We start from the raw sequence: 23,051 nt of genomic DNA, 5'->3' as shown, positions 1-23,051 counted from the left end.
GCATGCTCTCCGGGGTCCGCATCGTCGAGATCGAAGGGCTTGGCCCCGGTCCCTTTGCCGCTATGACGCTGGCCGATCTTGGCGCTGATGTCATCGTGATCCATCGCAAGGGCAAAGGCGGTCAGGTCACCGCCGAGGCCTCGGTCCTCGACCGGGGCAAGCGCTCCATCGCGCTCGATCTCAAAGATCCCGACGACATCGCCACAGCCAAGGCGCTCATTGCCCGCGCCGATGGCCTTATCGAAGGGTTTCGCCCCGGTGTCATGGAACGGCTCGGCCTCGGCCCCGAGGCCTGCCACGCGGAAAATCCGGCCCTCGTCTATGGCCGCATGACCGGCTGGGGTCAGGACGGCCCACGCGCCCCCACCGCCGGGCATGATCTCAACTACATCGCGACCTCCGGCGCGCTGCACTACGCCTCGGAACCCGGAAGCCCCCCAATCACGCCCGCAACCCTCGTCGGCGACATCGGCGGCGGCGCGCTCTACCTCGTGGTCGGCATGCTCTCCGGCATTCTCAACGCCCGCGCGACCGGACAAGGCACGGTCGTCGACGCTGCCATCGTGGACGGCTCCGCCCATATGCTCGGCCTCCTCATGGCGATCCGCCAGAGCGGACAGCTTGTCGATGATCGTGGCCAGAGCCTGCTGGACGGCCCGCACTGGTCCCGTAGCTACGCCTGCGCCGATGGCGGCTTTATCTCGGTGCAATGCCTCGAGCCGCAATTCTACACGCTCTTCCTTGAAAAGCTCGGCCTTTCGGAAGACCCCGAGTTCCAGCGCCAACATGACAAGGCGCTCTGGACCAAGCTCACGGCGCGGCTCGAGGATATTTTCGCCGCCGAGCCCCGCGCTCACTGGGCCACGCTCTTTGACGGCTCTGACGCTTGCGTTGCGCCCGTGCTGTCTCCCGGCGAGGCCGCGGATGACCCGCACATGCGCGCGCGCCAAGTCTGGTCCGCACCGGACGGCGTGTTGCAAGCGGCCCCCGCCCCCCGGTTCGGTGGCGAATTGGCCCCGATCCACGCGCCCTGCACACGCGGCGCGCACAGCGCCGAGATTCTCGCGGAACTCACGCACAAAGCCTAGGCTGGGAAGATCTTTCAAAAGACCTTCCCCACGCGATTTCATAACGGTTTTCCTCGACCTCGCGGTGCCCGGCAAACGCAATCCCTCATGCCGCGACAAATAAACCCAAGATTGCACGATACGCCCCTTGAATACGCCTAAAGGATAGGTAAAACCGCAGCGACTATTCACGGTTCTGTGAGGCGGCACCCCTCGTGTTTTCTCCACGGAACGCCCCTTGCGTAATGATCAACACCGAAAGACCCCTTATGAAGAAAGCCTTTTTCATCCTGCCCGCCGCCATCGCCCTCGCGGCCTGTACCCAGAGCATGGAGATCACCCAAAAGCCCGTCGATTTCGCCCATGTCAGCACCAAGAACAAGGTCGTGCGCCTGAGCGCCGTGCCGGTGCGCACCTATGCCAAGGGCGAAGACGGCAAGAGCAAGGAAATCGGCGGTGCGGTCTGCACGATCAAGTCCGACGAGTTCAAGACCAGCTTCACCAGCCCGGCCATCGTCCGCTTCCCGACGACCGAAGGCAAATCCGCGCCGCTCGACGTGGCCTGCAAGCTGGATGAGAAAACCGCCACCGGCACGCTCGAGCCCAAGCTGCACGCGAACTACGCCTCGGTCACCTCGGGCACCCATGCGGGCGCCGCCCTCTTCGTCACGCTGGTGGCTGCCGCAGCGACCCACGCCGTCGCGACCGAGCGGGACCACTGGGCCTTCGTCAAGGATCCCGAAAGCGGCCTGCATTTCACCCTCAAGTGATCCGCGCGCGTCACGATTGCACACCACCGCGATACCGACGCAATACCGACGTGATACAGAAACAAAAAACGGGGCCCTCAGGCCCCGTTCTTTTTTGCTCTGTCGGTCGGTTTACTTGCCGCGCACCGTGTCGATCATCAACTGCACATTCTCCGGGTCCGCATCCGGTGTGATGCCGTGACCGAGGTTAAAAATATGCGGGCCGGAGCCAAGCGCCTCGACGATCTTGCGGGTTTCATCGACAAGCGCCTGCCCGCCCGTAACCATATGGGATGACTTGAGATTTCCCTGCACGCAGCCATCTTTCTGCACATGCTCGGCCACCCAGTCTGCGCTCACGGCGTCATCGACCGCAACGCAATCTGCCCCGGTCGCCTTGGCAAAGCCCTCATAGCGTTCTCCCGCACCGCGCGGAAAGGCGATGACCGGAATGCCCGGATGCCGTTCCTTGAGCGCCGCGATGATCTTCTTCGCAGGCTCAAGCGCATACTTGTCGAAATCCGCTCCCTTGAGCGACCCGGCCCAGCTATCAAAGATCTTCACGACCTCCGCGCCCGCCTCGATCTGTTTCGACAGGTAGTCAATTGTGCCCTCGGTCAGCAATTCGATCACCTGATCGAACAGCGCCGGGTTGCTATCCTTCAACGCATGCGCCGGGCCCTGATCCGGCGTGCCACGGCCCGCGATCATATAGGTCGCCACGGTCCAGGGCGCGCCCGCGAACCCGATAAGCGTCGTCTCATCCGGCAATTCGCGCGACAGGATGCGCACCGTCTCATAGATCGGGTTGAGCGTCTCGTGAATCTCGCTCGCCGGTTTGAGCTTGTCGAAATCCGCTTGGCTTTCGATCGTCGAAAGGCGCGGGCCTTCCCCGGTCACGAACCAAAGATCCGCCCCAAGCGCCTGCGGCAGCAAAAGGATATCGGCAAACAGGATCGCCGCATCGAACCCATAGCGGCGGATCGGCTGAAGCGTGACTTCCGCCGCCAGTTCCGAGTTATAGCAAAGCGACAGGAAATCCCCCGCCTCGGCCCGCGTCGCGCGATATTCCGGCAGGTAACGGCCCGCCTGACGCATCATCCAGATCGGGGGCGTGTCGAGCGTCTCGCCCGCAAGCGCGCGCAGAATTTTCTTGGTCGTAGCCATGTGCGGTCTCTCCTCTTTGCCGTCTGTAGGTCTCGCCACAGCGACGAGATGTCAAGCATGGATGACTTGAAAGGACAACCTGCCGCGACTAAGAGTTCGGGCCATGACATTGACCCTGCCCTCCCCCGACTCGCCCCTCAAGATCGGCACCCGCGGCTCCCCGCTCGCCTTGGCACAAGCGTATGAGACACGCCGCCGCCTCGCAGCGGCGTTCGACCTGCCCGAAGAGGCGTTTGAGATCGTCATCATCAAGACGACGGGCGATGATGCGGCGCTGATCGCCAAGGACAAGCCGCTCAAGGAGATCGGCGGCAAGGGTCTCTTCACCAAGGAGATCGAAGAAGACCTCCTGTCGGGCAAGATCGACATCGCCGTGCACTCCATGAAGGACATGCCGACGCTACAGCCCGAGGGTCTTTTGCTCGACACCTACCTGCCACGCGAAGACACGCGCGATGCGTTTGTCTCTTCCAAGGTCAAAACGCTCGCCGATCTGCCCAAAGGCGCCGTTGTCGGCACCTCCTCGCTGCGCCGGCGCGCCCAGCTTCTGAACTTCCGCCCCGACCTCAACGTGGTCGAATTCCGCGGCAACGTGCAGACCCGCCTCAAGAAACTCGAAGATGGCGTGGCCGAATGCACCTTCCTTGCCATGGCCGGGCTGCACCGTCTCGACATGGCCCATGTCGCAGCCTCCGCAATTGCCCCGGAAGAGATGCTGCCGGCCGTCGCCCAAGGAGCGATCGGCATTGAGCGGCGCGCGGACGATCGCCGCACGGCCGAGATGCTCGAGGCCATCCACGACACGCAAACGGGTCAGCGCCTCGCCGCCGAACGCGCTTTCCTCGCCGCGCTTGACGGGTCTTGCGAAACCCCGATTGCCGGGCTGGCCGAACTTGACGGCAATACCCTGCGCCTGCGTGGCCAAGTGCTGCGCCCTGATGGCTCCGAGAGCCTCTCCGACGACCGCACCGCCCCAATCGAGGATGGCGCCGCGCTCGGTCGCGAAATGGCCGAATCACTTCTCTCGCAGGCCGGTGCAGGCTTCTTCGACTGGCGGAGCTAGCCACCACGGCATCGCGATTCCCAAATAGGACAGGCGTCGAACTGCGCCGAAAATGCGGCGAAAACAAAGGGATCCGACCGGATTTCCCTTAACAAAGTCCTAATTTACCCAAAAGCCCTTCCACATTTGGACACTTTTTCTTGGCCTACTGCCGTTGGAAACGTGTTCGGAGGGAAGAGCATGAATGCAGCAGCTATCACCGATCTGACGGTCGGGCCGGTCAAGAAACGCAGTATCAAAACGTCGCGCCACGATCAGACATATCGCGCGCGTGAAACCGAAGGGTATTTTCGCACCACGACCCAAAGCGAAGCGGTCCTGCGCTTCATTGGTATCGTGATCGTGCTTGGTGCCTTCATTCAGTGGCTATTGCCCAACGGGGAAAGCATTGAGATGGTGATGACCAAGGTTGGCCTTGCCGTCGCGTTCTCGATCATCGGCCTTGCGCTCTACACTTTCACCATGCGGGGGAGCCGCTATGAAATCGCGCTGGACCCGACCGACCTGAGCTTGACGCTCTCGCGCCTCGATCGCCGCGACAATGTCCGCAAAGCGCGCAAATTCCCCCTCAGCGAGATCAAAAGCATCTATGTGCTCAAAGGGGATGGCGTCGGCGTGCCGTCAAAAATGCGCCTCCGCCTCCGTCACGAAAACGCCGAAATCACCGCCCTGCGCGGACGCTATGAAGACGTGGAGCTTATGCACCGCGCGCTCTGCCGAAGCATCCGTCAACTCCGCGCCTGACCGCCCCCCGGCTCAGACCCACTTCGCCATCGGCGGCAGGCTCATCAGCACGGCATTGGCGTCGTGCCCGGTCTCAAGGCCGAACTTCGTGCCCCGGTCATAGACGAGGTTGTATTCCGCATAGAGGCCGCGATGCACGAGCTGCGCGTCTTTCTCTGCCTCGCCGAACGCATCGACGCGGCGTTTCTCGACAAGCGGCACAAAGGCCGGAAGGAACGCTTTCCCGACATCTTGGATAAACGCGAAATCCGCCTCCCAGTCACCGCTGTTGTGGTCATCAAGGAAAATCCCGCCAACACCCCGCGCACGACCCCGGTGCGGCACATAGAAATACTCATCCGCCCAAGCCTTGAGGCGCGGATAATGCGCCTCGTCATGGCGGTCACAATGCGCCTTCTGCACATTGTGGAAATGTGCGGTGTCCTCGTCATACTCAAGACAGGGGTTGAGGTCCGATCCTCCCCCGAACCACCATCCATGCGGGGTCCAGAACATGCGCGTGTTCATGTGAACAGCCGGGCAATGCGGGTTTTGCATATGCGCGACAAGGCTGATCCCGCTGGCCCAGAAACGCGGGTCATCCTTCATGCCCGGAAAGCCCTTGCGCGCCGCCATCGCGGCCTGCGCACGTTCGCCGAGTTCGCCATAGACGGTCGAGACATTGACGCCGACCTTCTCAAACACGCGCCCGCCGCGCATCACCGACATCAAACCGCCGCCCGCATCCGAGCCATCGGCACTCGCGCGCGTGGTTTCGGTGACATCGAACCGCCCCGGCACCTGATCGGCAAAAGGCCCTTCGGCGTGACTATCCTCGAGCATCTCGAAGGCGGCAACGATCTGGTCCCGCAACTCCCGGAACCACGCGGACGCGCGTGCCTTTTCGCTTTCCATCTGGTCGCTCATCGCGTCCTCCCTGATCTTATTTTCTAGGCGTTCAATGCGCCGGAGCCGCCACAGGATCGACAAGCGTGCGCCCGCCATCCACCGTGATGATCTGCCCGGTCATGAACCCTGACCCTTCCGACGCCAGGTATTGCACCGCTTCCGCAAGCTCCCCCGGTCCCGCAATACGGCCAAGCGGTGTGTTGTCCTCGATGGTCTCGCGGAACTCGCTGTGATCCTTGAGCATGTTCTGGAGGCTCGTGGACATCACCGATCCGAACGCCACGGCGTTGACCCGGATCTTATGCGGCGCGAGAGCAACCGCCATCGCGCGCGTCATCTGGTCAAGGGCAGCGGTCGACACAGAATAGGCCATAAGGTCCGGATGCGACCGGCGCGAAGCGATCGAAGACAGGTTGACGATTGCACCCGCCTGTTTGCCGGGTTCGTTCCCCTCGGCCTGTTTGATCATGCGCTTGGCCACATATTGCGACAGGCGCAGCGAGGTCATGAGGTTCTGGTCGAGCATGGTTTCGACCGATTTGTCATCCGGATCGAGCGCATCCGAGCGGATCACCTGCCGACAACCGTTGACGAGGATGTCCACCGTATCAAACGCATCAATCGTCGCGGAAAGCAGGTTGGCAATCGTAAGCTTCTCGCGCAAATCGCCCGCGAAATAGCGGATATTGCCCTCTTCCTTGTTTTCGCCGACCTCTTCGACAAGCCGCTGTTCGTCCATGTCGGCGAACATCACATTGGCACCATGGTCTGCAAAGTGACGCGCCACGGCAAGGCCGATCCCATTCGCCGCACCGGTCACGATGGCGGTCTTGCCTGCAATCGAGAAAGACATGTCTTAACTCCTGTGATTCTCTTGAGCAGCTTACGCGCTAACCCCGTCTCACGCGAGACGGGCGCGCAGCGTGAAGCACCTTGAACCGGCCGTCGCCAGCGACTTCCTCCACTGCGCCAAACCGCTCTCTGAGCGCCGCCTCGTAAGGCAAGTGGCGGTTCGCGACAAGCCAAAGCTGCCCGGTCGGGGCAAGCATGCGTGCCGCCGCCGCGATAAAGGCTTCTCCAAGTGCGGGCTCTGCACTGCGTCCGGTATGAAACGGCGGGTTCATCACCACCGCATCCATCCGCGCCCGCGCTTCCCAAGTCGTCGCATCGGCCCAGTGAAACTCCGCCCGCGGATCCGTCACATTCTCGCGCGCGCAGTCGAGCGCGACGTGATCGGCCTCTACAAGGTACAGCGTTTCAACCGTCTCCCGCGCAAGAATTTCCCGCGCGAGATAGCCCCACCCTGCGCCAAGATCGGCAACATTCCGTCCGAGTTTCGCCGGCAACGTCTTCGCCAGAAGCCTTGAAGCCGGGTCGATCCCGTCCGCCGAAAACACGCCCGCGCGCGTCACGAACCCATCGACCTGCGTGGGCACCGCGCGCCAATCGTTGAAATCGCCGCCCTTGAACCAAAAGAGCTTGCCATGTGCCTTCGACAGCACGCCGCCAATCTCTGCCCGTTTCTTGCACTCTTTCAGTAGGCTATCCGCGCCTTCGGTCTTTTGCCCATCCACGATCACCAGATCGGCCACCGCCACGGCCCGTGCGATCAGGTCGCGTGCAAGCTGTTTGGCGCGCGGCAAAAAGACGATGGCCGCGCCATAGCGCCCTGCCTCCACCACGTCACAGGCATAGCCCGCCCGGCGAAACGCCTCGTAATCGACGCGGTTCGGCTGGATGATCCGCACCCTTGCGCGCTCCAGCGCGCCAAGGTCGGCGCCCGCGCGCGGGGCAAAGACGGCGATCTCACCTTCGGGCAGGTCAAAACCATGCCCTTCAAGGGCGAGGGTCAAACGCGATTGGGACATGGGCTCTCAACGATCCGCAGCGGGATCATTCCTTTTCCATGGTGCATTGCAAAGGATGCTGGTGGCGACGCGCGAAATCCATCACCTGCGTCACCTTGGTCTCGGCGATCTCGTGGCTGAATACGCCAACCACGGCCACCCCCTTCTTGTGCACCGTAAGCATGATCTCGAACGCCTGCGCATGGGTCATGCCAAAGAATCGCTCAAGGATATGCACGACGAATTCCATCGGCGTGTAATCGTCATTCAGCAGAAGAACCTTGTAGAGCGGCGGGCGCTTTGTTTTGGCGCGCGTCTGCAGGGCAACACCAAGGTCGCCATCATCACCATCATCGGCGGACATATGAATCGGCTCGAAAGTCATGACCTGGCGCGTTGAGACTCCTGTTGTCGCTCTGAGCGATCTATATAACCTGTCATGCACCTGAGAAAAGAGGCAGGGCAAGGGAATTGCGAGGCTATCATGCAACAGAGCCTGACAACGATCGGTTTCGACGCGGATGACACGCTCTGGCACAACGAGCGTTTCTTCCGCATCACACAAGATCGCTTTGCCCGCCTTCTCGCCGACTATACCGAACGCGATCACCTCGAAGACCGCCTGCTCGCCGCCGAGAAACGCAACCTCGGACACTACGGCTTTGGCATCAAGGGCTTTGTGCTTTCCATGATCGAAACAGCGATCGAAGTGACCGAAGGCAAGGTGCCCACCGCCGTCATCGCCGAGTTGATGGAGGCCGGGCGCGAAATGCTCGAACACCCGATCGAGCTTTTGCCCCATGCCCGCGAAGCGATTGAGGCGCTCGCCCCCGATTATCGCATCCTCTTGATAACCAAAGGAGATCTGATCGACCAAGAGCGCAAGCTCGCGCAATCGGGCCTTGGCGATCTCTTCGATGGGGTGGAAATCGTCTCGCACAAGACCACCGAAACCTATGTCGAGATCTTCGCCCGACATTGCCAAGACGCCTCGCGCGCCATGATGGTTGGCAACTCGCTGCGCTCTGATGTGATCCCGGTGATCGAGGCTGGCGGCTGGGGTGTGCATGTCCCGCATGATCTCACATGGAGTCTCGAACACGCCGAACCACCCCGCACCGCGCCGCGGTTTGCCGAAATTTCGAGCTTGGAAGATCTTCACGATTTCGTGCTTAGCGTGCGCTGACGGAACGTCACCTTCCTAAAAAGTCGCCTCTCTTGGGGGGATGATTTCGCGACCCCCAACATCTAGGTGACCCACACCCCACACCTACCTTTGGATAGTAAACCAATACTTTATCAGGGTGCGGAGCTGTGTTAGCGTCATGTTAACAAAAAGCCGAACCGGAAAACCGGCGGCACGAGGCAGTAAGGGCAGTTAAGGTGAAGGTTCGGCAGATTCCGCCGGCTCGATTCGGGCTATTGGCATTCGCATCATGTCTCTGGATGTTGACTCTGACTCTCGCAGTCAGCGCAGCCCCTTATGCTGCGATGGTGATGGATGCCCGCAGTGGCGAAGTCCTGCATTCTCGCAACGCAGACACCCGCCTGCACCCGGCTTCCCTGACCAAGATGATGACGCTCTATATCGTCTTTGAGGCGGTCAAGAACGGCGAGATCACCCTTGATACCCAAGTGCGTATTTCCCGCAATGCCGCCAGCGAGCCGCCGTCCAAGCTCGGCCTGCGCTCGGGTCAGAAGATCAAGCTACGCTATCTGATTCGCGCTGCGGCGGTGAAATCCGCCAACGACGCTGCGACCGCGCTTGGTGAGGCCATTGAAGGCTCCGAAGCCAAGTTCGCCCGCCGCATGAACCGCACTGCCCGCGCCCTTGGCATGACCAACACGACATTCAAGAACGCGCACGGCCTGACCGAGAACGGACACATGTCCACGGCGCGGGATATGACAATCCTCGGGCGGCACCTGCTCTACGACTACCCTCAGTATTACAACCTGTTCTCGCGCCGCTCGACCCATGCCGGGATCAAGACCGTGTCCAACACCAACCGCCGCCTTCTTGCCGCCTATCGCGGCGCCGACGGGATCAAGACGGGCTATACCCGCGCTGCCGGGTTCAACCTCGTGGCGTCTGCCGAGCGCGGCAACGAACGCGTGATCGCAACAGTCTTTGGCGGCCGCTCCTCAACCTCGCGCAATGCCAAGGTCGCGGAACTGCTTGACCTCGGCTTCCGCCGCGCCCCGAGCCGTGTCGCCCTGCGCAAGCCAAGCCCGCCGCAATACAACGGCCTGCGCAAAGCCGGCAAGACGATCCGCGTCACCACAGCCGTCAAGCGCAGCTTGCGCCCGGTCCTGCGCCCTGTGCGCAGCGAACAAGAGACCGCCCCTGTCCTTGTGGCAGAGGCCGCGACACCAGAGGCAACCACGCCCGCCGCCACAGAGGCCACAGTCGTCGCCACCGCACGCACTATAGAATATGACATCCAATCCGCCTTGATCGAAGCGCGCGGCGCGGCCCCCGTGCCCGAAACCGTCGCGACAGAAGCGCTCGACACGCCACAGGTCGTTACGCGCCTTTCAACCTCTGGCGGGCGGCATTGGGGTATCAACGTGGGCCGCTACCCATCCCGCTACGCTGCCGAAAAAGTGCTGTTGAAAACCGCCCTGACCGAGATGAGCACATTGGACGGCACCCTACGCAAGGTCGTGCAGGGCAATCGGGGCTACGAGGCAAACTTCGTCGGCATGACCCGCGAAACCGCCGACCTCGCCTGCCGCCGCCTGCAAGCGCGCCAGATCGCCTGCTTCACCATCGGCCCATCCTGAACGCAAAGAAGGCCCTCGCAAGGGCCTTCGGCATTCTGCAATTCCGCGAGAGTATCAAGGCTTGGGATGATCGTCCCATTCGCCGCTCAGGATGCGGCGTGCATCGCCTTCGGGGTCGTCATACTGGTTCGACTTGACCGTGTAGACAAAGGCCAGAAGCCCCACGCCGCCAAGCAGGATCGAGATCGGGATCAGATAGGACAGGACTTGCATTCGCGGATTACCTCAGGCGCAGCGCATTGAGCGAAACTGTAATCGAAGACGACGACATGGCCAAGGCCGCGATCAATGGCGTCGCCAGCCCCGCCACCGCAAGCGGCACGGCAATGATATTGTAGACCGTCGCGATGCGGAAATTCTCGCGGATACGTTTCGTCGCCGACCGCGCCGTCGCGACCGCATCGGCAATCGGGCTCAGGTCGCCGCCAAGCAGCACGATATCCGACGCCACCCGCGCCGCATCAAGCGCCGAAGCCGGAGAGATCGACACATGCGCCGCGGCAAGCGCCGCCGTATCGTTGAGCCCGTCGCCCACCATCAATACGCGCTTGCCTTCGTCGGTCATGGCCTGCACGCGTGCCGCCTTGTCCTCGGGAAGCGCCTCAGCGATCCATTTCGTGATGCCAAGACGCACGGCAAGTGCCTCGACCGCGCCGGTGCTGTCGCCCGAGACAAGAAGCACATCCTTGCCCGAGTCCAACAATCCGCGCACCGCCTCTTCCGCACCATCGCGCAGACTATCGCTAAAGGTAAACGCACGCGCCGCGCCGTCCCCGACCGAGAGAAACGCCGATGTCTGCGCCAAGGGCTGCGTCCCGATCCAGGCCGCCCGGCCAAGCCGCACGCGCGTATCGCCAACCTTGCCTTGGGTGCCATAGCCCGGCACTTCCTCAATCTCGCTGACCTTGGCCGGTTTGATCCCCGCCTCACGCGCTGCATCGGCAAGCGCCATACTCAACGGATGCGACGATCCCATCGCCAACGCCAGCGCGATCTCGAGGTCTCGGCGCGGGAAATCGCCAAGGTTTTCAACCTGCGGCGTCCCCGCTGTGAGCGTCCCGGTCTTGTCAAAAACAACCGTGTCCACCTCGGCCAGCCGTTCAAGTGCGGTCGAATGTTTGATGAGCATCCCCTTGCGGAAAAGCCGCCCCGAGGCTGCCGTCGTCACCGCCGGCACGGCAAGGCCGAGCGCACAGGGGCAGGTGATGATAAGCACCGCCGCCGCGATATTGAGCGCCGTGCGCATATCAAACGTGTAGAGATACCAACCCACAAAGGCGAGCGCAGACAGGATATGCACCCCCGGCGCGTAGAGTTTCGCCGCCTTGTCCGCAAGCGAGGTATAACGACTACGTCCGCTCTCCGCGATGGCCACAAGGTCCGCCATCCGGTGCAGGCTCGTCTCCTCACCCACCGCCGTGGCGCGCACGACGAGCGGCCCGGTGAGGTTGACCTCGCCCGCGCTGACGCCAAAGCCCGGCTCGGCAAAGACCGGCACGGTCTCGCCGGTAAGAAGCGACCGGTCAAGCTCAGATTGCCCCTCGACGATCTCGCCATCGACGGGCATCCGCCCGCCGGGACGCACGAGGATCATATCCCCGACCGCCAGTTCGCTGACCTGAACGGTTTCTTCCTCCCCATCGCGCACCCGGATCGCCCGTGGCACCTCGAGCGCGGCAAGCTCCTCCGCCGCCGACCGCGCCACGGCGCGGGTTCGATGGTCAAGGTAGCGCCCCGCCAAAAGGAAAAACGTCAGGGTCAGGGCCGCATCGAAATAGGCATGTTCCCCCGAAAGGGTCGTCTCCCAAAGAGATGTCGCCACCGCGAGCACGATGGCAAGCACGATCGGCACATCCATGTTGAGCCGCTTATGCTTGAGCGCCGACCAAGCGTTGACGTAAAACGGCTTGCCCGAGAACACGATGGTCGGCAGGGCAATCGCCGCCGAAATCCAATGGAACATGTCCCGCGTCGCCGCTTCCGCCCCAGACCAGACCGACACCGACAAAAGCATCACGTTCATCGACGCAAACCCCGCCACGGCAAGCCGCATCAGGAGGTCGCGCCCCGCCTTGTCCGATGCCGTCGACGACAGCGTGCCGACATCAAGCTCATGCGCCTCATACCCGATCCGCTCGAGCACCCCGATCAGGTCTGCCGCGCTGACCTCCGCATCGGCTTCGACCGAGGCCCGCTTAAGCGTCAGGTTGACCCGCGCGGAATGCACGCCCGGCGTCTTGTTGAGTTCCCGCTCGACCGCGGAAATACAGGCCGCGCAATGCACCGTCGGCAGCGAAAGCGCGAGACGCGCCTCCTTGTCCTCTGCCATCTCGGCCAGCGCCTCTGCCGCCGGGGCGGCGGAACAGGCGGGACAGGCCGAAGCCTGGGGGCGCATTGCGGCGGTCATGCTTAGCTTTCCTTCTTCACGCGAAAGACGACGCGCTGGATGAACTCAGTGCCATCCGCCGACGTGGCCTTCATGCGAATGTTCCAGTTGCCCCGCCCAAGCGGCACCGCCGCGACATAGGCCGCGCCGTCAAACTGGAAATCGGGGGTCACATCGTCTTTGACATGGGTCGGACGGCCCACAACAGCCTCAAGGGTGTTCGGCTTGATCGCCCCGCCTTCCTCGTCCGTGATCGCAAGGATCAGGCGCCCGTCCACATAGTCGGCATTGACCTGCCAGCCAAGCTCGAGCTGGTCATGCAGGCGGGTGTTGAACTCCTGACTTGCGACATAGGAGTTCTTGACCTCAAGCCCGGGGAATGTCCGCACCGCCGAAACGGCAAGCGCGACATTCACCGCGATGATGATCCCGAAAGCACCGACGAAGATCATCGCCACGTGCTTTCCGGTAAGTTTCTTCTCTGCCATCAGTTGGCCTTTCCGTTGAACACGGTGTCTTTATACACGCGATCGGCGTTGGTTGTATCCTCGACCCACATGCGGAAATCCGTGCGTTCAGAATGTGCCGCGTCCGACTCTGGCGGCGCGAGGACATAGACCCGCTGAAGTTTCATCTCATCCGCTGGCACATCCACGACCGAACCTTCGACGCCTTCAAGACGCACCACGAGCGTATCATCGCCTGTCACGCTGATCTTGAAGGGACGTTCCTCGCCATGCTTGTTGCGCAGGCGCACCTCATAGGTGTTGCGGATCGTGCCATCGGATAGGGTCACGAAAGTCGGGTTGCGCACCGGCGCGACTGTCAGGTCGATATCCGAGCGCATGAAGAGCGCCACAACAAGCCCCACCCCGACAAGCGACCACAGGGTCGTGTAGAGGATCGTGCGCGGCCGGAAGATATGCTTCCAGATGTTCTTGGGCGCGCCACCGGCCCGCTCGGATGCCTCATCCGAGAGCGCCATATAGTCGATGAGACCACGCGGCTTACCAACCTTTTCCATCATCTCGTCACAGGCATCGATGCAGAGCGCGCAGGTAATGCATTCGAGCTGTTGCCCGTCGCGAATGTCGATCCCCACCGGGCAGACGTTGACGCAGGCCATGCAATCGATGCAATCGCCAAGCGCGCTATCTTCCGTGCGTTTGCCTTTCCCGCGCGGCTCCCCGCGCCATTCGCGATAGGCGACGGTGATGGTGTCCTCGTCCATCATCGCGGCCTGAATACGCGGCCAGGGGCAGGCATAGATACAGATTTGTTCGCGCGCGATGGCGCCAAAAAAGATCGTGGTGCCGGTCATCACGGCGATGGTCGTATAGGCAATCGGGTGCGCCGTGCCCATCACAAGATCAACAAGAAGTGTCGGCGCATCGGTGAAATAGAATACCCACGCCCCGCCGGTCGCGGCACCGATCAACACCCACGAGAGGTATTTCGTAATCCGAAGCCGGACCTTGCGCAGATCCCATTTCTTCTGACGATGCAGGCGCAGCCGCGCGTTGCGGTCGCCTTCGATCCATCGTTCCACAAGGATGAACAGGTCGGTCCAGACGGTCTGCGGGCAGGCATAGCCGCACCAGACCCGCCCAAAGGCCGACGTAAAGAGGAAAAGACCGAGGCCGGCCATGATCAATAGGCCCGCGACAAAGTAGAATTCGTGCGGCCAGATCTCGATCATGAAGAAAAAGAAGCGACGATTCGCAAGGTCGATCAGGACCGCCTGATCCGGCAGGCTCGGCCCGCGATCCCAACGGATCCACGGGGTCAGGTAGTAAATGCCAAGGGTAATAGCCATCAGGTACCATTTCAGGTTCCGGAATTTACCACTGACTCGCTTGGGAAAAACTGGCTCCCGGGCGGCATAAAGGCCCGGTTCTTGGTCGGTCGTGCTCACAGGACTCACTCGCGCTTTGGAATTGGCTACCTGCCGTTCTGAACCCTAAGCCGCCCACTGGCTTTGATATGGGTCAAACATTTCCGCGAATCTGATATTTCAAATGCAGGTTTGCTAGGCTATCCTGAGCGCAGCAACCGTGTTGCCTGCGTCTCTCCACGTCATTGCAGTTCTGCGAGTGGGTGGTAGCATGGTTCGGTAGGTGTCGGCTTTCCAGGAAACGCGCGAACAGGACGGAAAGCCGACACTCCTTGCCTCTCCGAAAAATCGGCGGCAACCCGAAAGGCCCTTCGTCTCGCAAGCGATGATTCCGAACCCGGTATGGCCTGACATTCACAGATACGCCGCCGCGCTCCCTTGACCCAGATCAAACGGCGCGACATTTCTGTCTTTTGCCGGCGCATTTCCGTCAGAAAGGCAGACACCCCCCGAAACTTTAGAAAGGCCCCGGCAAGAGCCAGCGCCAAAGCCTCTTTCGCAGAGGTGGCTCTCAAAATGTGGGGGGAAAGAAAAAAGCGCCGGTTTTCCAGGAAACGCGCGAACAGAACGGAAAACCGGCGCTGAACCGAGGGCGTTGCCGCCCCCGGAATTCTTCAAGCTGCGATCACTCGCCGCCACCAAGCTGATGGACATAGACCGCAACGGCACGGATCTGTGCCTCGGTCAGACGGCCCGCTTCGGACGCTTCTTCCGACCAGGGCGGCATCACGCCGTAACGGCTGTAGGTGACGGTCTCCTTGATGGTGTCGTAGTCGCCACCATAGAGCCAGATCGCGTCGGTCAGGTTCGGAGCACCCTGTGCCCGGTCGCCGGTGCCGTCTTCTGCGTGGCAGGCGGTGCACTCATTGAGGAACACTTCCTGCCCTGCATCGACGAGCGAGGCGTCCATCGGAGCCTGCCCCGACAGGGTCATCACGTAGTTGACAACCGCGTCGATCTCTTCGGCCTCGAGGTAATCATCACCAAATGCCGGCATCTCCGAATAACGGGCGTCGCCGTCATCCTCGTTGCGGATACCATGCGAAATGGTGGTGTGGATCGCCTCGATGTCACCACCCCAGAGCCAGTCGTTGTCGAGCAGGTTCGGGTAGCCCACGGCACCTGCCGCACCAGACCCGTGGCACTGTGCGCACCAGGTCTTGAAAACGGCGGCCCCTGCCGACACCGCATAGCCCTGAAGTTCCGGGTCCGACGTGATTTCCGTCAGTTCCGCAGCTTCGAGCTTGGCGTTGATCGGGCCGAGCTTTTCTTGTTGCTCGGCGATATCGGCCGCGACATTGCCGCGAGTCGAGAAGCCGATCAGACCGGCAGTCGAGTCTTTCAGGCCGGGCCACGCAGGGTATGCGATCGAATAACCGATGCCCCACACGATACAGGCGTAGAAGATATAGACCCACCACTTGGGAAGCGGATTGTTATATTCTTCAATGCCGTCCCAGGAATGGCCGGTCGTCTCGACCTGGTTTCCTTTTTGAACAGGTTTCTTACTCATGTCCTCGCCTCCTTATCCGTGGCGGGTTTGTCGTCGTGCCGGAACGGGATGCTTGCCGTGTCCTTGTATTCCTTCGACGCACCCGGGCGGAAAACCCAGACGATGACGCCAATGAAGAAAGCAAACAGGAACAGAAGCATCCAGCTGTCGGCAAATTCACGCAGAAGGGAATATGTTTCCATGACCCTTCCCCTTAACGGTGCGCGTCTGGCGTGAAGGTCGAGAAGTCAACCAGAGTGCCCAGCATTTGCAGGTAGGCAATCAGGGCATCTGCTTCCGAAACACCATCTTGGCCGTCGAAGTTGCGCACGATGACGCTCTCTTCGCCATACCGCTCCAGCAGACCGTCATAGTCGCTGTCGGGGTCGGCCTGTGCCGCAAAGTCAGCCTGAGCGTTCTCGAGCATCTCGTCGGTGTAAGGCACACCAACCAGACGGTTCGTCGCGAGAACATCCTGGATGTACTTACCGTCGATCATGCGGTTCTCGAGGAAGCCGTATTTCGGCATCACCGATTCAGGCACAACCGACTGCGGGTCACGCAGGTGGTCCACATGCCACTCATCCGAGTAACGGCCACCAACCCGCGCGAGGTCAGGCCCCGTGCGCTTGGAGCCCCACTGGAAGGGGTGGTCATACATGGACTCTGCAGCCAGCGAGTAGTGACCATAGCGCTCCACCTCATCGCGCATCGGGCGGATCATCTGCGAGTGGCAGACGTAGCACCCTTCACGGATGTAGATGTTGCGGCCAGCCATTTCGAGGGGCGTGTAGGGACGCATGCCCTCCACTTCCTCGATGGTGTTTTCGAGCCAGAACAGCGGTGCGATTTGCACGATGCCGCCCACGGTCACGACCAGGAAGCTGAAGATCAGCAGGAGGGTCGCGTTGGTCTCGAGGATTTTATGTTTATCGAGAATAGCCATGCTCCGGCCCTCCTTATTCAGCCGGGACTGCAGTAGCGAGCGACTCTTTGGCCGGCGCTTTACGTACAGTCATCCAGAGGTTGTAAGCCATGATGATGGCGCCGAGCAGGAACAGGCCACCGCCAGTTGCACGCACGACATACATCGGGAATTTGGCTGCCACAGTGTCGGCGAATGCGTTCACGAGGAAACCATTGGCATCGACTTCGCGCCACATCAGGCCTTCCATGATACCCGTCACCCACATCGACGCTGCGTAGAGCACGATGCCGATCGTGGCGAGCCAGAAGTGCCAGGACACGAGGCTGAGCGAGTAGAGACGCTCACGCTTCCACAGCACCGGAACCAGATAGTAGAGAGCACCGAAGGTGATCATACCGTTCCAGCCAAGAGCACCAGAGTGCACGTGACCAATGGTCCAGTCAGTGTAGTGCGACAGCGAGTTCACCGCGCGGATCGACATCATCGGACCTTCGAAGGTCGACATGCCGTAGAAACCGACCGAGATGACCATCATGCGGATGATCGGGTCGGTGCGCAGCTTGTCCCATGCGCCCGAGAGCGTCATCAGGCCGTTGATCATACCGCCCCAGGACGGCATCCAGAGCACGACCGAGAACACCATGCCGAGGGTCGACGCCCAGTCCGGCAGCGCGGTGTAGTGCAGGTGGTGCGGACCGGCCCAGATATAGATGAAGATCAGCGCCCAGAAGTGGATGATCGACAGCTTATAGGAGAAGACCGGACGTTCAGCCTGTTTCGGGATGAAGTAGTACATCATGCCGAGGAAGCCTGCGGTGAGGAAGAAGCCCACGGCGTTGTGGCCGTACCACCACTGCGTCATGGCGTCCTGAACACCAGAGAACACCTGCACCGACTTGGAGCCGAAGATCGACACCGGGATGGCGAGGTTGTTCACAACGTGCAGCATCGCCACGGTGACGATGAAGGACAGGTAGAACCAGTTGGCCACGTAGATGTGCGGCTCTTTGCGCTTCATGATCGTGCCGAGGAAGACCGCCAGATAGGCCACCCAGACGATGGTGAGCCACCAGTCAACGTACCATTCCGGCTCTGCGTATTCCTTGCCGTGCGTCGCGCCGAGCACATAGCCGGTCGCAGCAAGCAGGATCACGATCTGGTAGCCCCAGAACACAAAGCTCGGAAGACCGCCGCCCCAAAGACGCGCGGCGCTGGTGCGCTGAACGACATAGAAGGAGGTGGTGATGAGGGCCGTGCCGCCAAAGGCGAAAATCACCGCGCTGGTGTGCAGCGGGCGAAGACGACCGAAGTTCAGGTAGCCCTGCGCCCACTCGAAGTTGAGCGCCGGAAAGGCCAGCTGCGAGGCGATGACAACACCGACCAGGAAGCCGACAACACCCCAGAAAGCCGTGAGGGCAACACCGATCCGGATTAGCCCGTCATTATACTCATTCTGAGGTGCGACAGTTTTGTCACCTACCTTGCGCAGGTGATAAATAAAGAGGCCACCTGCGATCACAGCCACCAAGATGGCGTGAACGAGATAGGCCAGATCGCGCGCATAGTTTGCTGCGACCAACGCCAGAAGCGTGACCAGAGCAAGCGCGATCAGCTTGATATAATTCAACATTTTGCGTCCCTTCGTCTTGCCGCGCGCGATTCGAAAGCGTTACGGCGGATTTAGACTAGGTTCCTTTTCGGTCGCCCCCCCTTTCAATGCCTTGATCTGTGTCAAAGCAGAATGGTTCCAAGTTGGACCAATCATGGAGACAGGACACGGCAGACACCTGCCCACCCCGGAAACGCCATCCCACGGAGATCGAAATGGCCTTCAAATCAATGCTGTCGGTGCTGACCAATCTAGAGCTCGCGGACACCGTCCTTGCTCAGGGCGTTGCGCTCGCCCGTGGCGCCGATGCTCACTATGACGCCTTCTGCCTTGGCGTCGATCGTAGCCAGACCGGGTACTACTATGCCGGGGCCAACGCGATGATCCTTCAGGAGACCCTCAACCGCGCCAAGACGGAAAGCGAAGAACTCGAGGAAAAGGCCATCGAAGTCCTGCGCGCCTCTGGCGTGCGCTGGGGGGCCGAAACCGGCGTCGCCCAGATTGCCGACCTTGGCCGCCATGTCGCCGCCCATGCCCGGTTCGCGGATCTGGTGATCCTGCCGAAACCCTATGGCAAAGACATCGGTGCCGAGGTTGAGCCGACCATCGAGGCCGCTCTCTTCGAGGGCCAGGCACCGGTGCTTGTCGTGCCGGAAAACACCACACCGATCACCGCGCCCAAGCGGATCACCATCGGTTGGAACGAAAGCAGCGAGGCCTTGGTCGCCGTGCGCGCCGCGATGCCATTCCTGCAAGCCGCAGACTCGGTGCGCGTTGTGGTCATCGACCCGCCGACACACGGGCCGCACCGTTCGGATCCGGGCGGTCTCCTGTCGCAGTTCCTGTCGCGTCATGGCGTGCGTGTCGAGATTGATGTGCTCTCCAAGACCCTGCCACGCGTGTCCGACGTTCTTATGCGCCACGCCAAGGATACCGAGGCCGACATGGTCGTGATGGGCGCCTATGGGCATTCCCGCTTCCGCGAAGCGATCCTCGGCGGCGCCACACGCAACATGCTCGAGCAGGCGGATATCCCTGTCTTCATGGCGCATTAACCCGTTTCAGCGGGCACGCCCCGCAGGAGGCTTCCCATGGGACTGCATGTCCTTGTTCAACTTGGTCTTTTCTTTCTCCTGACATTCGCAGGGATCGGCGTCTTGCTGGTCGGTCTCGGCGTCATGAAATGGGGCAATGGGCAAGAGCTGCGCCATTCCGGTGGCGCGGCGAAAGACGGCAAACCCGCCGACAAGACCTGAGACAGCTCCCCAAGAACACGAAAGCCGCCCCTCGGGCGGCTTTTCCTCTTGCGCAGCACGCAGGCGACTAGACCATCATGCCGCCATCGGTGTCGTCTCCGGCCTCTTCAAGAAGGCGGCCGAGATCGGGAATGGTCACGTGGCGTTTGCCTTCGAGGTGGATCACCCCATCGCGCTTGAGCGCCGACATCTGCCGACTCACCGTCTCAAGCGTCAGGCCAAGATAGTCCGCCATCGCCTCGCGCGTCAGCGGCAGATCAAAGACCAACGGCCCTTTGCCCCCGGCAAGCTTCAGCGACGCATCGCGCCGCGCAATGATCGAAAGAAGCGACGCAATCTTCTCGCGCGCCGTCTTGCGGCCAAGGACGAGCATCCATTCGCGCGCCGCATCCAACTCGTCGAGCGTCATCTCAAGCAGGCGCTGCGCAATATGCGGCGTTTCCACCATCATCCGCTCGAACGGTTTCTTACGGAAACAGCACATGACGAGTTCCGTCGTCGCCACCACGTCATAGGCCGCGGAATCCCGTCCCGGACGGCCGACGAAATCGCTCGGCAGCAGAAGGCCGACCATCTGCGTGCGCCCGTCTTCCATGGTTTGCGTCAACGAGGCGATTCCCGACACCACGGAGCCGACGAAATCCATCTGGTCTCCCGACCAGACAACCGTCTGACCCGCCTCAAAGGTGCGGTAATACTTCACCTCTTCGAGCGCCTCGAGCTCGGCACTGTCACAGCGCGCGCAAACCGCGCGATGGCGGATTGGGCAATCCTCGCAGTGCTGCGTATGGTGGCTTAACTGATCGTTTGGCATTTTCATGTTCGCGCTTGATCTGGGTCAAGGCTTTCCCTGACCCGATGCACATAAGCGTAATCTTATGGAAACGAAAACTCAATTGGCAAAGCTGGGCCTTTTTGACGCGAAAGTACCGCGTTACACAAGTTACCCCACGGCACCGCACTTCAAGAACAACGTGACGCCGGATCTTTTCGGCGATTGGATCTCTGCGATCAAAGATGATTCGCAGATATCGCTTTACGTGCACGTGCCCTTCTGCCGACGCCTCTGCTGGTTCTGCGCTTGCCGAACCCAAGGCACCGCGAGCGCCTCGCCCGTTGCGGCCTATGTCGAGACGCTGAAACAGGAACTCGAGATTCTCAAGGCAAGCCTGCCCTCCGGCGTGACGCTTTCGCGCCTGCATTGGGGCGGTGGTACGCCAACGCTCCTTGAGCCGGGCATGATGGAAGACCTCGCCGGGGCGATCTTCGATGTCGCGCCAATGGCGCCGGATGGCGAATTCTCGGTCGAAATCGACCCGAACGAGATCGACGACGCGCGCCTCTCCGTCCTGTCCAAATCCGGCATGAACCGCGCCTCCATCGGGGTGCAGGATTTCGACGACGAGATTCAAAAGGTTATCGGCCGCATCCAAGGCTATGACGTGACCCGCGACGCGGTCGAGATGATCCGCGCCCACGGCGTTCATAGCCTCAACGCCGATATCCTCTACGGCCTCCCCCACCAGAGTCAGGCCCGCATCACAGAAAGCGTGCAGAAACTCCTCTCGCTCTCGCCTGATCGCGTCGCGCTCTATGGCTATGCCCATGTGCCGTGGATGGCCAAGCGCCAACAGCTCATCCCCTCGGATGCCCTGCCAACGCCCGAAGAACGGCTCGACCTGTTCGAGACCGCGCGCAAGCTCTTCATGTGGGACAATTACAACGAGATCGGCATCGACCATTTCGCCACCAAGGAAGACGGCCTCTCGGTTGCCCTCGAAAACGGCACCCTGCGCCGAAATTTCCAAGGCTACACCGACGACACATCTGAAGTTCTGATCGGCGTCGGCGCCTCCTCGATCTCGCGCTTCCCGCAAGGCTACGCCCAAAACGCCCCCGCAACCTCGGCCCATACCGCCGCGATCCGCGAGGGCCGCTTCTCAACAGCCCGCGGCCACGCCTTCATGGGGGAAGACAAACTGCGCAGTCGGATGATCGAGATGCTCATGTGCGACTTCCGCACCCAGAACGACGAGCTGATCGAGACCTTCGGCCTGACCCCGGGGAAGCTGCAAAAGCTCTACCAGCCGCTGATTCAGGGCTTCCCGGACATGCTCAAGGTTACGCCGAACGGTGTCGAGATCCCCGAACATGCCCGCCCGCTGACGCGGATGATGGCGCGCGCGCTCGACGCCTACGACATGGATCAGGCAGGGCATAGCTCGGCGATCTAAAAGCCGCTACCCTGCTACGGCTATGCGACTGGTCTCTTTCAACGTGCAGAACATGCGACTGCGCGGGTCCCGCCTCGACGGGGCCCGCGATCGCGACCTGCCCGAAGATCTCGGCCCCGCAGCCCCGCTTCTCGACGACTACGACCGCCGCCTGACCGCACAGGTCCTCGCCGAGGCGAATGCCGATATCATCGCGCTTCAGGAAGTGTTCGACCAAAAAACCCTCGACCATTTCCACGACGCCTTCCTCCTGCCGACCGGCAGCGCTGCCTACCCGTTTCGCACCTGCCTGCCCGGCAATGACGGGCGCGGGCTGGATGTGGCGCTCCTGTCTCGCATCGCGGCGCGCTCGGTCACGAGCCACGCCGCCCTGACGCCCGCCGATCTCGCCCTGCGCACCCCCACCGGGGTCAATCCCCGCGCAACGCTGTTTCGCCGTGACTGCCTCGAGATCGCCCTCGACGGGCTCACGCTCTTTATCTGCCATTTCAAGGCACCCTACCCCGATGTCGCCGCGACATGGCCCATTCGCAACCTCGAAGCCCGCGCCGTGCGCTGCCTGATTGAGGCTCGCTTTGAAACGCCCGCATCCGCAAACTGGCTCGTCCTGGGCGATCTGAACCGCCCCCGCGCCGAAGACCCAGACGCGCTCCAGCCTCTGACCGAAGGCTTTGGCATCGACCTCCTCAATCGCCTGCCGCGCGGCAGCCGCTGGAGCTATCACAATGCCCATGAAGGCTATACCGCGCGCCCTGACGCGCTCATCGCCTCGCCAGCATTGGCCGCGTCCAATCCCGATACCGTGCCGCGCCTGATCCGTTCCGGCCTCGGGCACGAGGCGACGGCCTACAAAGGCGACCGCCTGCCCACCGTGGGCACCCACCGTCCCCACGCCTCGGACCATGCGGCCCTCGTCCTCGATCTCGACATATCCTGACGC

24 protein-coding genes are annotated in these 23,051 nt (G+C 61.6%); 10 read left to right on the top strand and 14 right to left on the bottom strand.

Features of this window, described 5'->3' with window-relative positions:
• Nucleotides 1-2 precede the first annotated feature (2 nt).
• Both R1W01_RS01255 and R1W01_RS01250 read left to right on the top strand, forming a co-directional pair.
• A complete protein-coding gene (locus R1W01_RS01255; RefSeq protein WP_297756581.1) occupies nt 3-1,088 on the top strand; it encodes a CaiB/BaiF CoA transferase family protein in 1,086 nt (361 codons plus the stop codon).
• 248 nt (nt 1,089-1,336) lie between these two features.
• Nucleotides 1,337-1,837: a hypothetical protein gene (locus tag R1W01_RS01250; RefSeq protein ID WP_243611319.1), complete on the top strand. Its 501-nt coding sequence runs from the start codon at nt 1,337-1,339 to the stop codon at nt 1,835-1,837.
• Between the two features lie 111 nt (nt 1,838-1,948).
• Here R1W01_RS01250 and hemE read toward each other — a convergent pair whose 3' ends face one another.
• The gene (gene hemE, locus R1W01_RS01245; protein ID WP_297756445.1) at nt 1,949-2,983 is read right to left on the bottom strand and encodes a uroporphyrinogen decarboxylase; all 1,035 of its coding nucleotides are present in this window, start codon (nt 2,981-2,983) and stop codon (nt 1,949-1,951) included.
• A 103-nt stretch (nt 2,984-3,086) separates the two neighbouring features.
• Here hemE and hemC point away from each other — a divergent pair, with 103 nt between their 5' ends.
• The gene (gene hemC / locus R1W01_RS01240) at nt 3,087-4,046 is read left to right on the top strand and encodes a hydroxymethylbilane synthase (RefSeq protein WP_297756446.1); all 960 of its coding nucleotides are present in this window, start codon (nt 3,087-3,089) and stop codon (nt 4,044-4,046) included.
• Nucleotides 4,047-4,226: 180 nt separating this feature from the next.
• Nucleotides 4,227-4,790: a hypothetical protein gene (locus R1W01_RS01235; RefSeq protein ID WP_243611322.1), complete on the top strand. Its 564-nt coding sequence runs from the start codon at nt 4,227-4,229 to the stop codon at nt 4,788-4,790.
• 12 nt (nt 4,791-4,802) lie between these two features.
• On the opposite strand, the gene hemF is transcribed toward R1W01_RS01235, so the two are convergent.
• From hemF to clpS, 4 genes are read right to left on the bottom strand one after another with little or no spacing between them, the layout of a single operon-like run.
• The gene (hemF, locus tag R1W01_RS01230; protein WP_297756447.1) at nt 4,803-5,696 is read right to left on the bottom strand and encodes an oxygen-dependent coproporphyrinogen oxidase; all 894 of its coding nucleotides are present in this window, start codon (nt 5,694-5,696) and stop codon (nt 4,803-4,805) included.
• 31 nt (nt 5,697-5,727) lie between these two features.
• Entirely contained in the window at nt 5,728-6,531 is an 804-nt protein-coding gene (locus R1W01_RS01225; protein ID WP_243611324.1) for an SDR family NAD(P)-dependent oxidoreductase, read from the bottom strand.
• A 37-nt stretch (nt 6,532-6,568) separates the two neighbouring features.
• Nucleotides 6,569-7,546, bottom strand: coding sequence for a class I SAM-dependent methyltransferase (locus R1W01_RS01220; RefSeq protein ID WP_297756448.1), 978 nt, complete (start codon nt 7,544-7,546; stop codon nt 6,569-6,571).
• Between the two features lie 25 nt (nt 7,547-7,571).
• Nucleotides 7,572-7,910: an ATP-dependent Clp protease adapter ClpS gene (gene clpS, locus R1W01_RS01215; protein ID WP_411028131.1), complete on the bottom strand. Its 339-nt coding sequence runs from the start codon at nt 7,908-7,910 to the stop codon at nt 7,572-7,574.
• A 99-nt stretch (nt 7,911-8,009) separates the two neighbouring features.
• On the opposite strand from clpS, the gene R1W01_RS01210 reads away from it, so the two are divergent.
• Nucleotides 8,010-8,711, top strand: a complete 702-nt coding sequence (locus tag R1W01_RS01210; protein ID WP_297756449.1) for an HAD family hydrolase — start codon at nt 8,010-8,012, stop codon at nt 8,709-8,711.
• Nucleotides 8,712-8,971: 260 nt separating this feature from the next.
• A complete protein-coding gene (locus R1W01_RS01205; RefSeq protein WP_243611327.1) occupies nt 8,972-10,312 on the top strand; it encodes a D-alanyl-D-alanine carboxypeptidase family protein in 1,341 nt (446 codons plus the stop codon).
• 54 nt (nt 10,313-10,366) lie between these two features.
• Here R1W01_RS01205 and ccoS read toward each other — a convergent pair whose 3' ends face one another.
• From ccoS to ccoN, 8 genes are all read right to left on the bottom strand, one after another.
• Nucleotides 10,367-10,525 (bottom strand): cbb3-type cytochrome oxidase assembly protein CcoS, encoded by a 159-nt coding sequence (gene ccoS, locus R1W01_RS01200; protein ID WP_243611328.1) that lies wholly within the window; start codon nt 10,523-10,525, stop codon nt 10,367-10,369.
• A gap of 7 nt (nt 10,526-10,532) precedes the next feature.
• On the bottom strand, nt 10,533-12,719 hold the full coding sequence (locus tag R1W01_RS01195; protein WP_297756450.1) for a heavy metal translocating P-type ATPase: 2,187 nt from the start codon (nt 12,717-12,719) through the stop codon (nt 10,533-10,535).
• 2 nt (nt 12,720-12,721) lie between these two features.
• Nucleotides 12,722-13,186, bottom strand: a complete 465-nt coding sequence (locus R1W01_RS01190; protein WP_297756451.1) for a FixH family protein — start codon at nt 13,184-13,186, stop codon at nt 12,722-12,724.
• Entirely contained in the window at nt 13,186-14,613 is a 1,428-nt protein-coding gene (ccoG, locus tag R1W01_RS01185; RefSeq protein ID WP_297756452.1) for a cytochrome c oxidase accessory protein CcoG, read from the bottom strand. Before ccoG ends, R1W01_RS01190 begins: the two co-directional genes overlap by 1 nt.
• A gap of 604 nt (nt 14,614-15,217) precedes the next feature.
• Nucleotides 15,218-16,105 (bottom strand): cytochrome-c oxidase, cbb3-type subunit III, encoded by an 888-nt coding sequence (gene ccoP / locus R1W01_RS01180; RefSeq protein WP_243611332.1) that lies wholly within the window; start codon nt 16,103-16,105, stop codon nt 15,218-15,220.
• Nucleotides 16,102-16,287 (bottom strand): cbb3-type cytochrome c oxidase subunit 3, encoded by a 186-nt coding sequence (locus tag R1W01_RS01175; protein ID WP_243611333.1) that lies wholly within the window; start codon nt 16,285-16,287, stop codon nt 16,102-16,104. The genes ccoP and R1W01_RS01175 overlap by 4 nt, the downstream gene beginning before the upstream one ends.
• A gap of 11 nt (nt 16,288-16,298) precedes the next feature.
• On the bottom strand, nt 16,299-17,030 hold the full coding sequence (gene ccoO / locus R1W01_RS01170) for a cytochrome-c oxidase, cbb3-type subunit II (protein WP_297756453.1): 732 nt from the start codon (nt 17,028-17,030) through the stop codon (nt 16,299-16,301).
• Between the two features lie 13 nt (nt 17,031-17,043).
• Nucleotides 17,044-18,642, bottom strand: a complete 1,599-nt coding sequence (gene ccoN / locus R1W01_RS01165) for a cytochrome-c oxidase, cbb3-type subunit I (protein ID WP_243611335.1) — start codon at nt 18,640-18,642, stop codon at nt 17,044-17,046.
• A 194-nt stretch (nt 18,643-18,836) separates the two neighbouring features.
• Between ccoN and R1W01_RS01160 the strand changes: the two genes are divergently transcribed.
• Together R1W01_RS01160 and R1W01_RS01155 are read left to right on the top strand one after the other, a co-directional pair.
• Nucleotides 18,837-19,676 carry a universal stress protein gene (locus tag R1W01_RS01160; protein WP_297756454.1) on the top strand — a complete coding sequence of 280 codons (840 nt, stop codon included), beginning with the start codon at nt 18,837-18,839 and terminating at the stop codon, nt 19,674-19,676.
• Nucleotides 19,677-19,712: 36 nt separating this feature from the next.
• A complete protein-coding gene (locus R1W01_RS01155) occupies nt 19,713-19,877 on the top strand; it encodes a hypothetical protein (RefSeq protein ID WP_243611337.1) in 165 nt (54 codons plus the stop codon).
• A gap of 67 nt (nt 19,878-19,944) precedes the next feature.
• Here R1W01_RS01155 and fnrL read toward each other — a convergent pair whose 3' ends face one another.
• On the bottom strand, nt 19,945-20,691 hold the full coding sequence (fnrL, locus tag R1W01_RS01150; protein ID WP_243611627.1) for a transcriptional regulator FnrL: 747 nt from the start codon (nt 20,689-20,691) through the stop codon (nt 19,945-19,947).
• Nucleotides 20,692-20,755: 64 nt separating this feature from the next.
• Between fnrL and hemN the strand changes: the two genes are divergently transcribed.
• Entirely contained in the window at nt 20,756-22,111 is a 1,356-nt protein-coding gene (hemN, locus tag R1W01_RS01145; protein ID WP_317275014.1) for an oxygen-independent coproporphyrinogen III oxidase, read from the top strand.
• A gap of 22 nt (nt 22,112-22,133) precedes the next feature.
• Nucleotides 22,134-23,048, top strand: coding sequence for an endonuclease/exonuclease/phosphatase family protein (locus R1W01_RS01140; protein ID WP_297756455.1), 915 nt, complete (start codon nt 22,134-22,136; stop codon nt 23,046-23,048).
• Nucleotides 23,049-23,051: the final 3 nt, after the last annotated feature.

It is taken from the genome of Shimia sp. FJ5 (assembly GCF_032918335.1).
Lineage (GTDB): Bacteria > Pseudomonadota > Alphaproteobacteria > Rhodobacterales > Rhodobacteraceae > Shimia > Shimia aestuarii_A.
Note: the sequence above shows the minus strand (reverse complement) of the source record. Positions and strands in the feature narration are given on the sequence as shown.

Excerpts from the sequence above, each read along its gene's own strand:
- R1W01_RS01220 (WP_297756448.1), bottom strand. The coding sequence starts at position 7,546 with ATGTCCCAATCGCGTTTGACCCTCGCCCTTGAAGGGCATGGTTTTGAC.
- R1W01_RS01190 (WP_297756451.1), bottom strand. The coding sequence starts at position 13,186 with ATGGCAGAGAAGAAACTTACCGGAAAGCACGTGGCGATGATCTTCGTC.
- R1W01_RS01205 (WP_243611327.1), top strand. The coding sequence starts at position 8,972 with ATGTTGACTCTGACTCTCGCAGTCAGCGCAGCCCCTTATGCTGCGATG.
- R1W01_RS01155 (WP_243611337.1), top strand. The coding sequence starts at position 19,713 with ATGGGACTGCATGTCCTTGTTCAACTTGGTCTTTTCTTTCTCCTGACA.
- R1W01_RS01195 (WP_297756450.1), bottom strand. The coding sequence starts at position 12,719 with ATGACCGCCGCAATGCGCCCCCAGGCTTCGGCCTGTCCCGCCTGTTCC.
- ccoS (WP_243611328.1), bottom strand. The coding sequence starts at position 10,525 with ATGCAAGTCCTGTCCTATCTGATCCCGATCTCGATCCTGCTTGGCGGC.
- ccoN (WP_243611335.1), bottom strand. The coding sequence starts at position 18,642 with ATGTTGAATTATATCAAGCTGATCGCGCTTGCTCTGGTCACGCTTCTG.
- R1W01_RS01210 (WP_297756449.1), top strand. The coding sequence starts at position 8,010 with ATGCAACAGAGCCTGACAACGATCGGTTTCGACGCGGATGACACGCTC.
- ccoP (WP_243611332.1), bottom strand. The coding sequence starts at position 16,105 with ATGAGTAAGAAACCTGTTCAAAAAGGAAACCAGGTCGAGACGACCGGC.
- hemF (WP_297756447.1), bottom strand. The coding sequence starts at position 5,696 with ATGAGCGACCAGATGGAAAGCGAAAAGGCACGCGCGTCCGCGTGGTTC.
- hemE (WP_297756445.1), bottom strand. The coding sequence starts at position 2,983 with ATGGCTACGACCAAGAAAATTCTGCGCGCGCTTGCGGGCGAGACGCTC.
- R1W01_RS01250 (WP_243611319.1), top strand. The coding sequence starts at position 1,337 with ATGAAGAAAGCCTTTTTCATCCTGCCCGCCGCCATCGCCCTCGCGGCC.
- hemN (WP_317275014.1), top strand. The coding sequence starts at position 20,756 with ATGGAAACGAAAACTCAATTGGCAAAGCTGGGCCTTTTTGACGCGAAA.
- R1W01_RS01175 (WP_243611333.1), bottom strand. The coding sequence starts at position 16,287 with ATGGAAACATATTCCCTTCTGCGTGAATTTGCCGACAGCTGGATGCTT.
- R1W01_RS01140 (WP_297756455.1), top strand. The coding sequence starts at position 22,134 with ATGCGACTGGTCTCTTTCAACGTGCAGAACATGCGACTGCGCGGGTCC.
- R1W01_RS01160 (WP_297756454.1), top strand. The coding sequence starts at position 18,837 with ATGGCCTTCAAATCAATGCTGTCGGTGCTGACCAATCTAGAGCTCGCG.
- clpS (WP_411028131.1), bottom strand. The coding sequence starts at position 7,910 with ATGACTTTCGAGCCGATTCATATGTCCGCCGATGATGGTGATGATGGC.
- hemC (WP_297756446.1), top strand. The coding sequence starts at position 3,087 with ATGACATTGACCCTGCCCTCCCCCGACTCGCCCCTCAAGATCGGCACC.
- fnrL (WP_243611627.1), bottom strand. The coding sequence starts at position 20,691 with ATGCCAAACGATCAGTTAAGCCACCATACGCAGCACTGCGAGGATTGC.
- R1W01_RS01235 (WP_243611322.1), top strand. The coding sequence starts at position 4,227 with ATGAATGCAGCAGCTATCACCGATCTGACGGTCGGGCCGGTCAAGAAA.
- ccoO (WP_297756453.1), bottom strand. The coding sequence starts at position 17,030 with ATGGCTATTCTCGATAAACATAAAATCCTCGAGACCAACGCGACCCTC.
- R1W01_RS01255 (WP_297756581.1), top strand. The coding sequence starts at position 3 with ATGCTCTCCGGGGTCCGCATCGTCGAGATCGAAGGGCTTGGCCCCGGT.
- R1W01_RS01225 (WP_243611324.1), bottom strand. The coding sequence starts at position 6,531 with ATGTCTTTCTCGATTGCAGGCAAGACCGCCATCGTGACCGGTGCGGCG.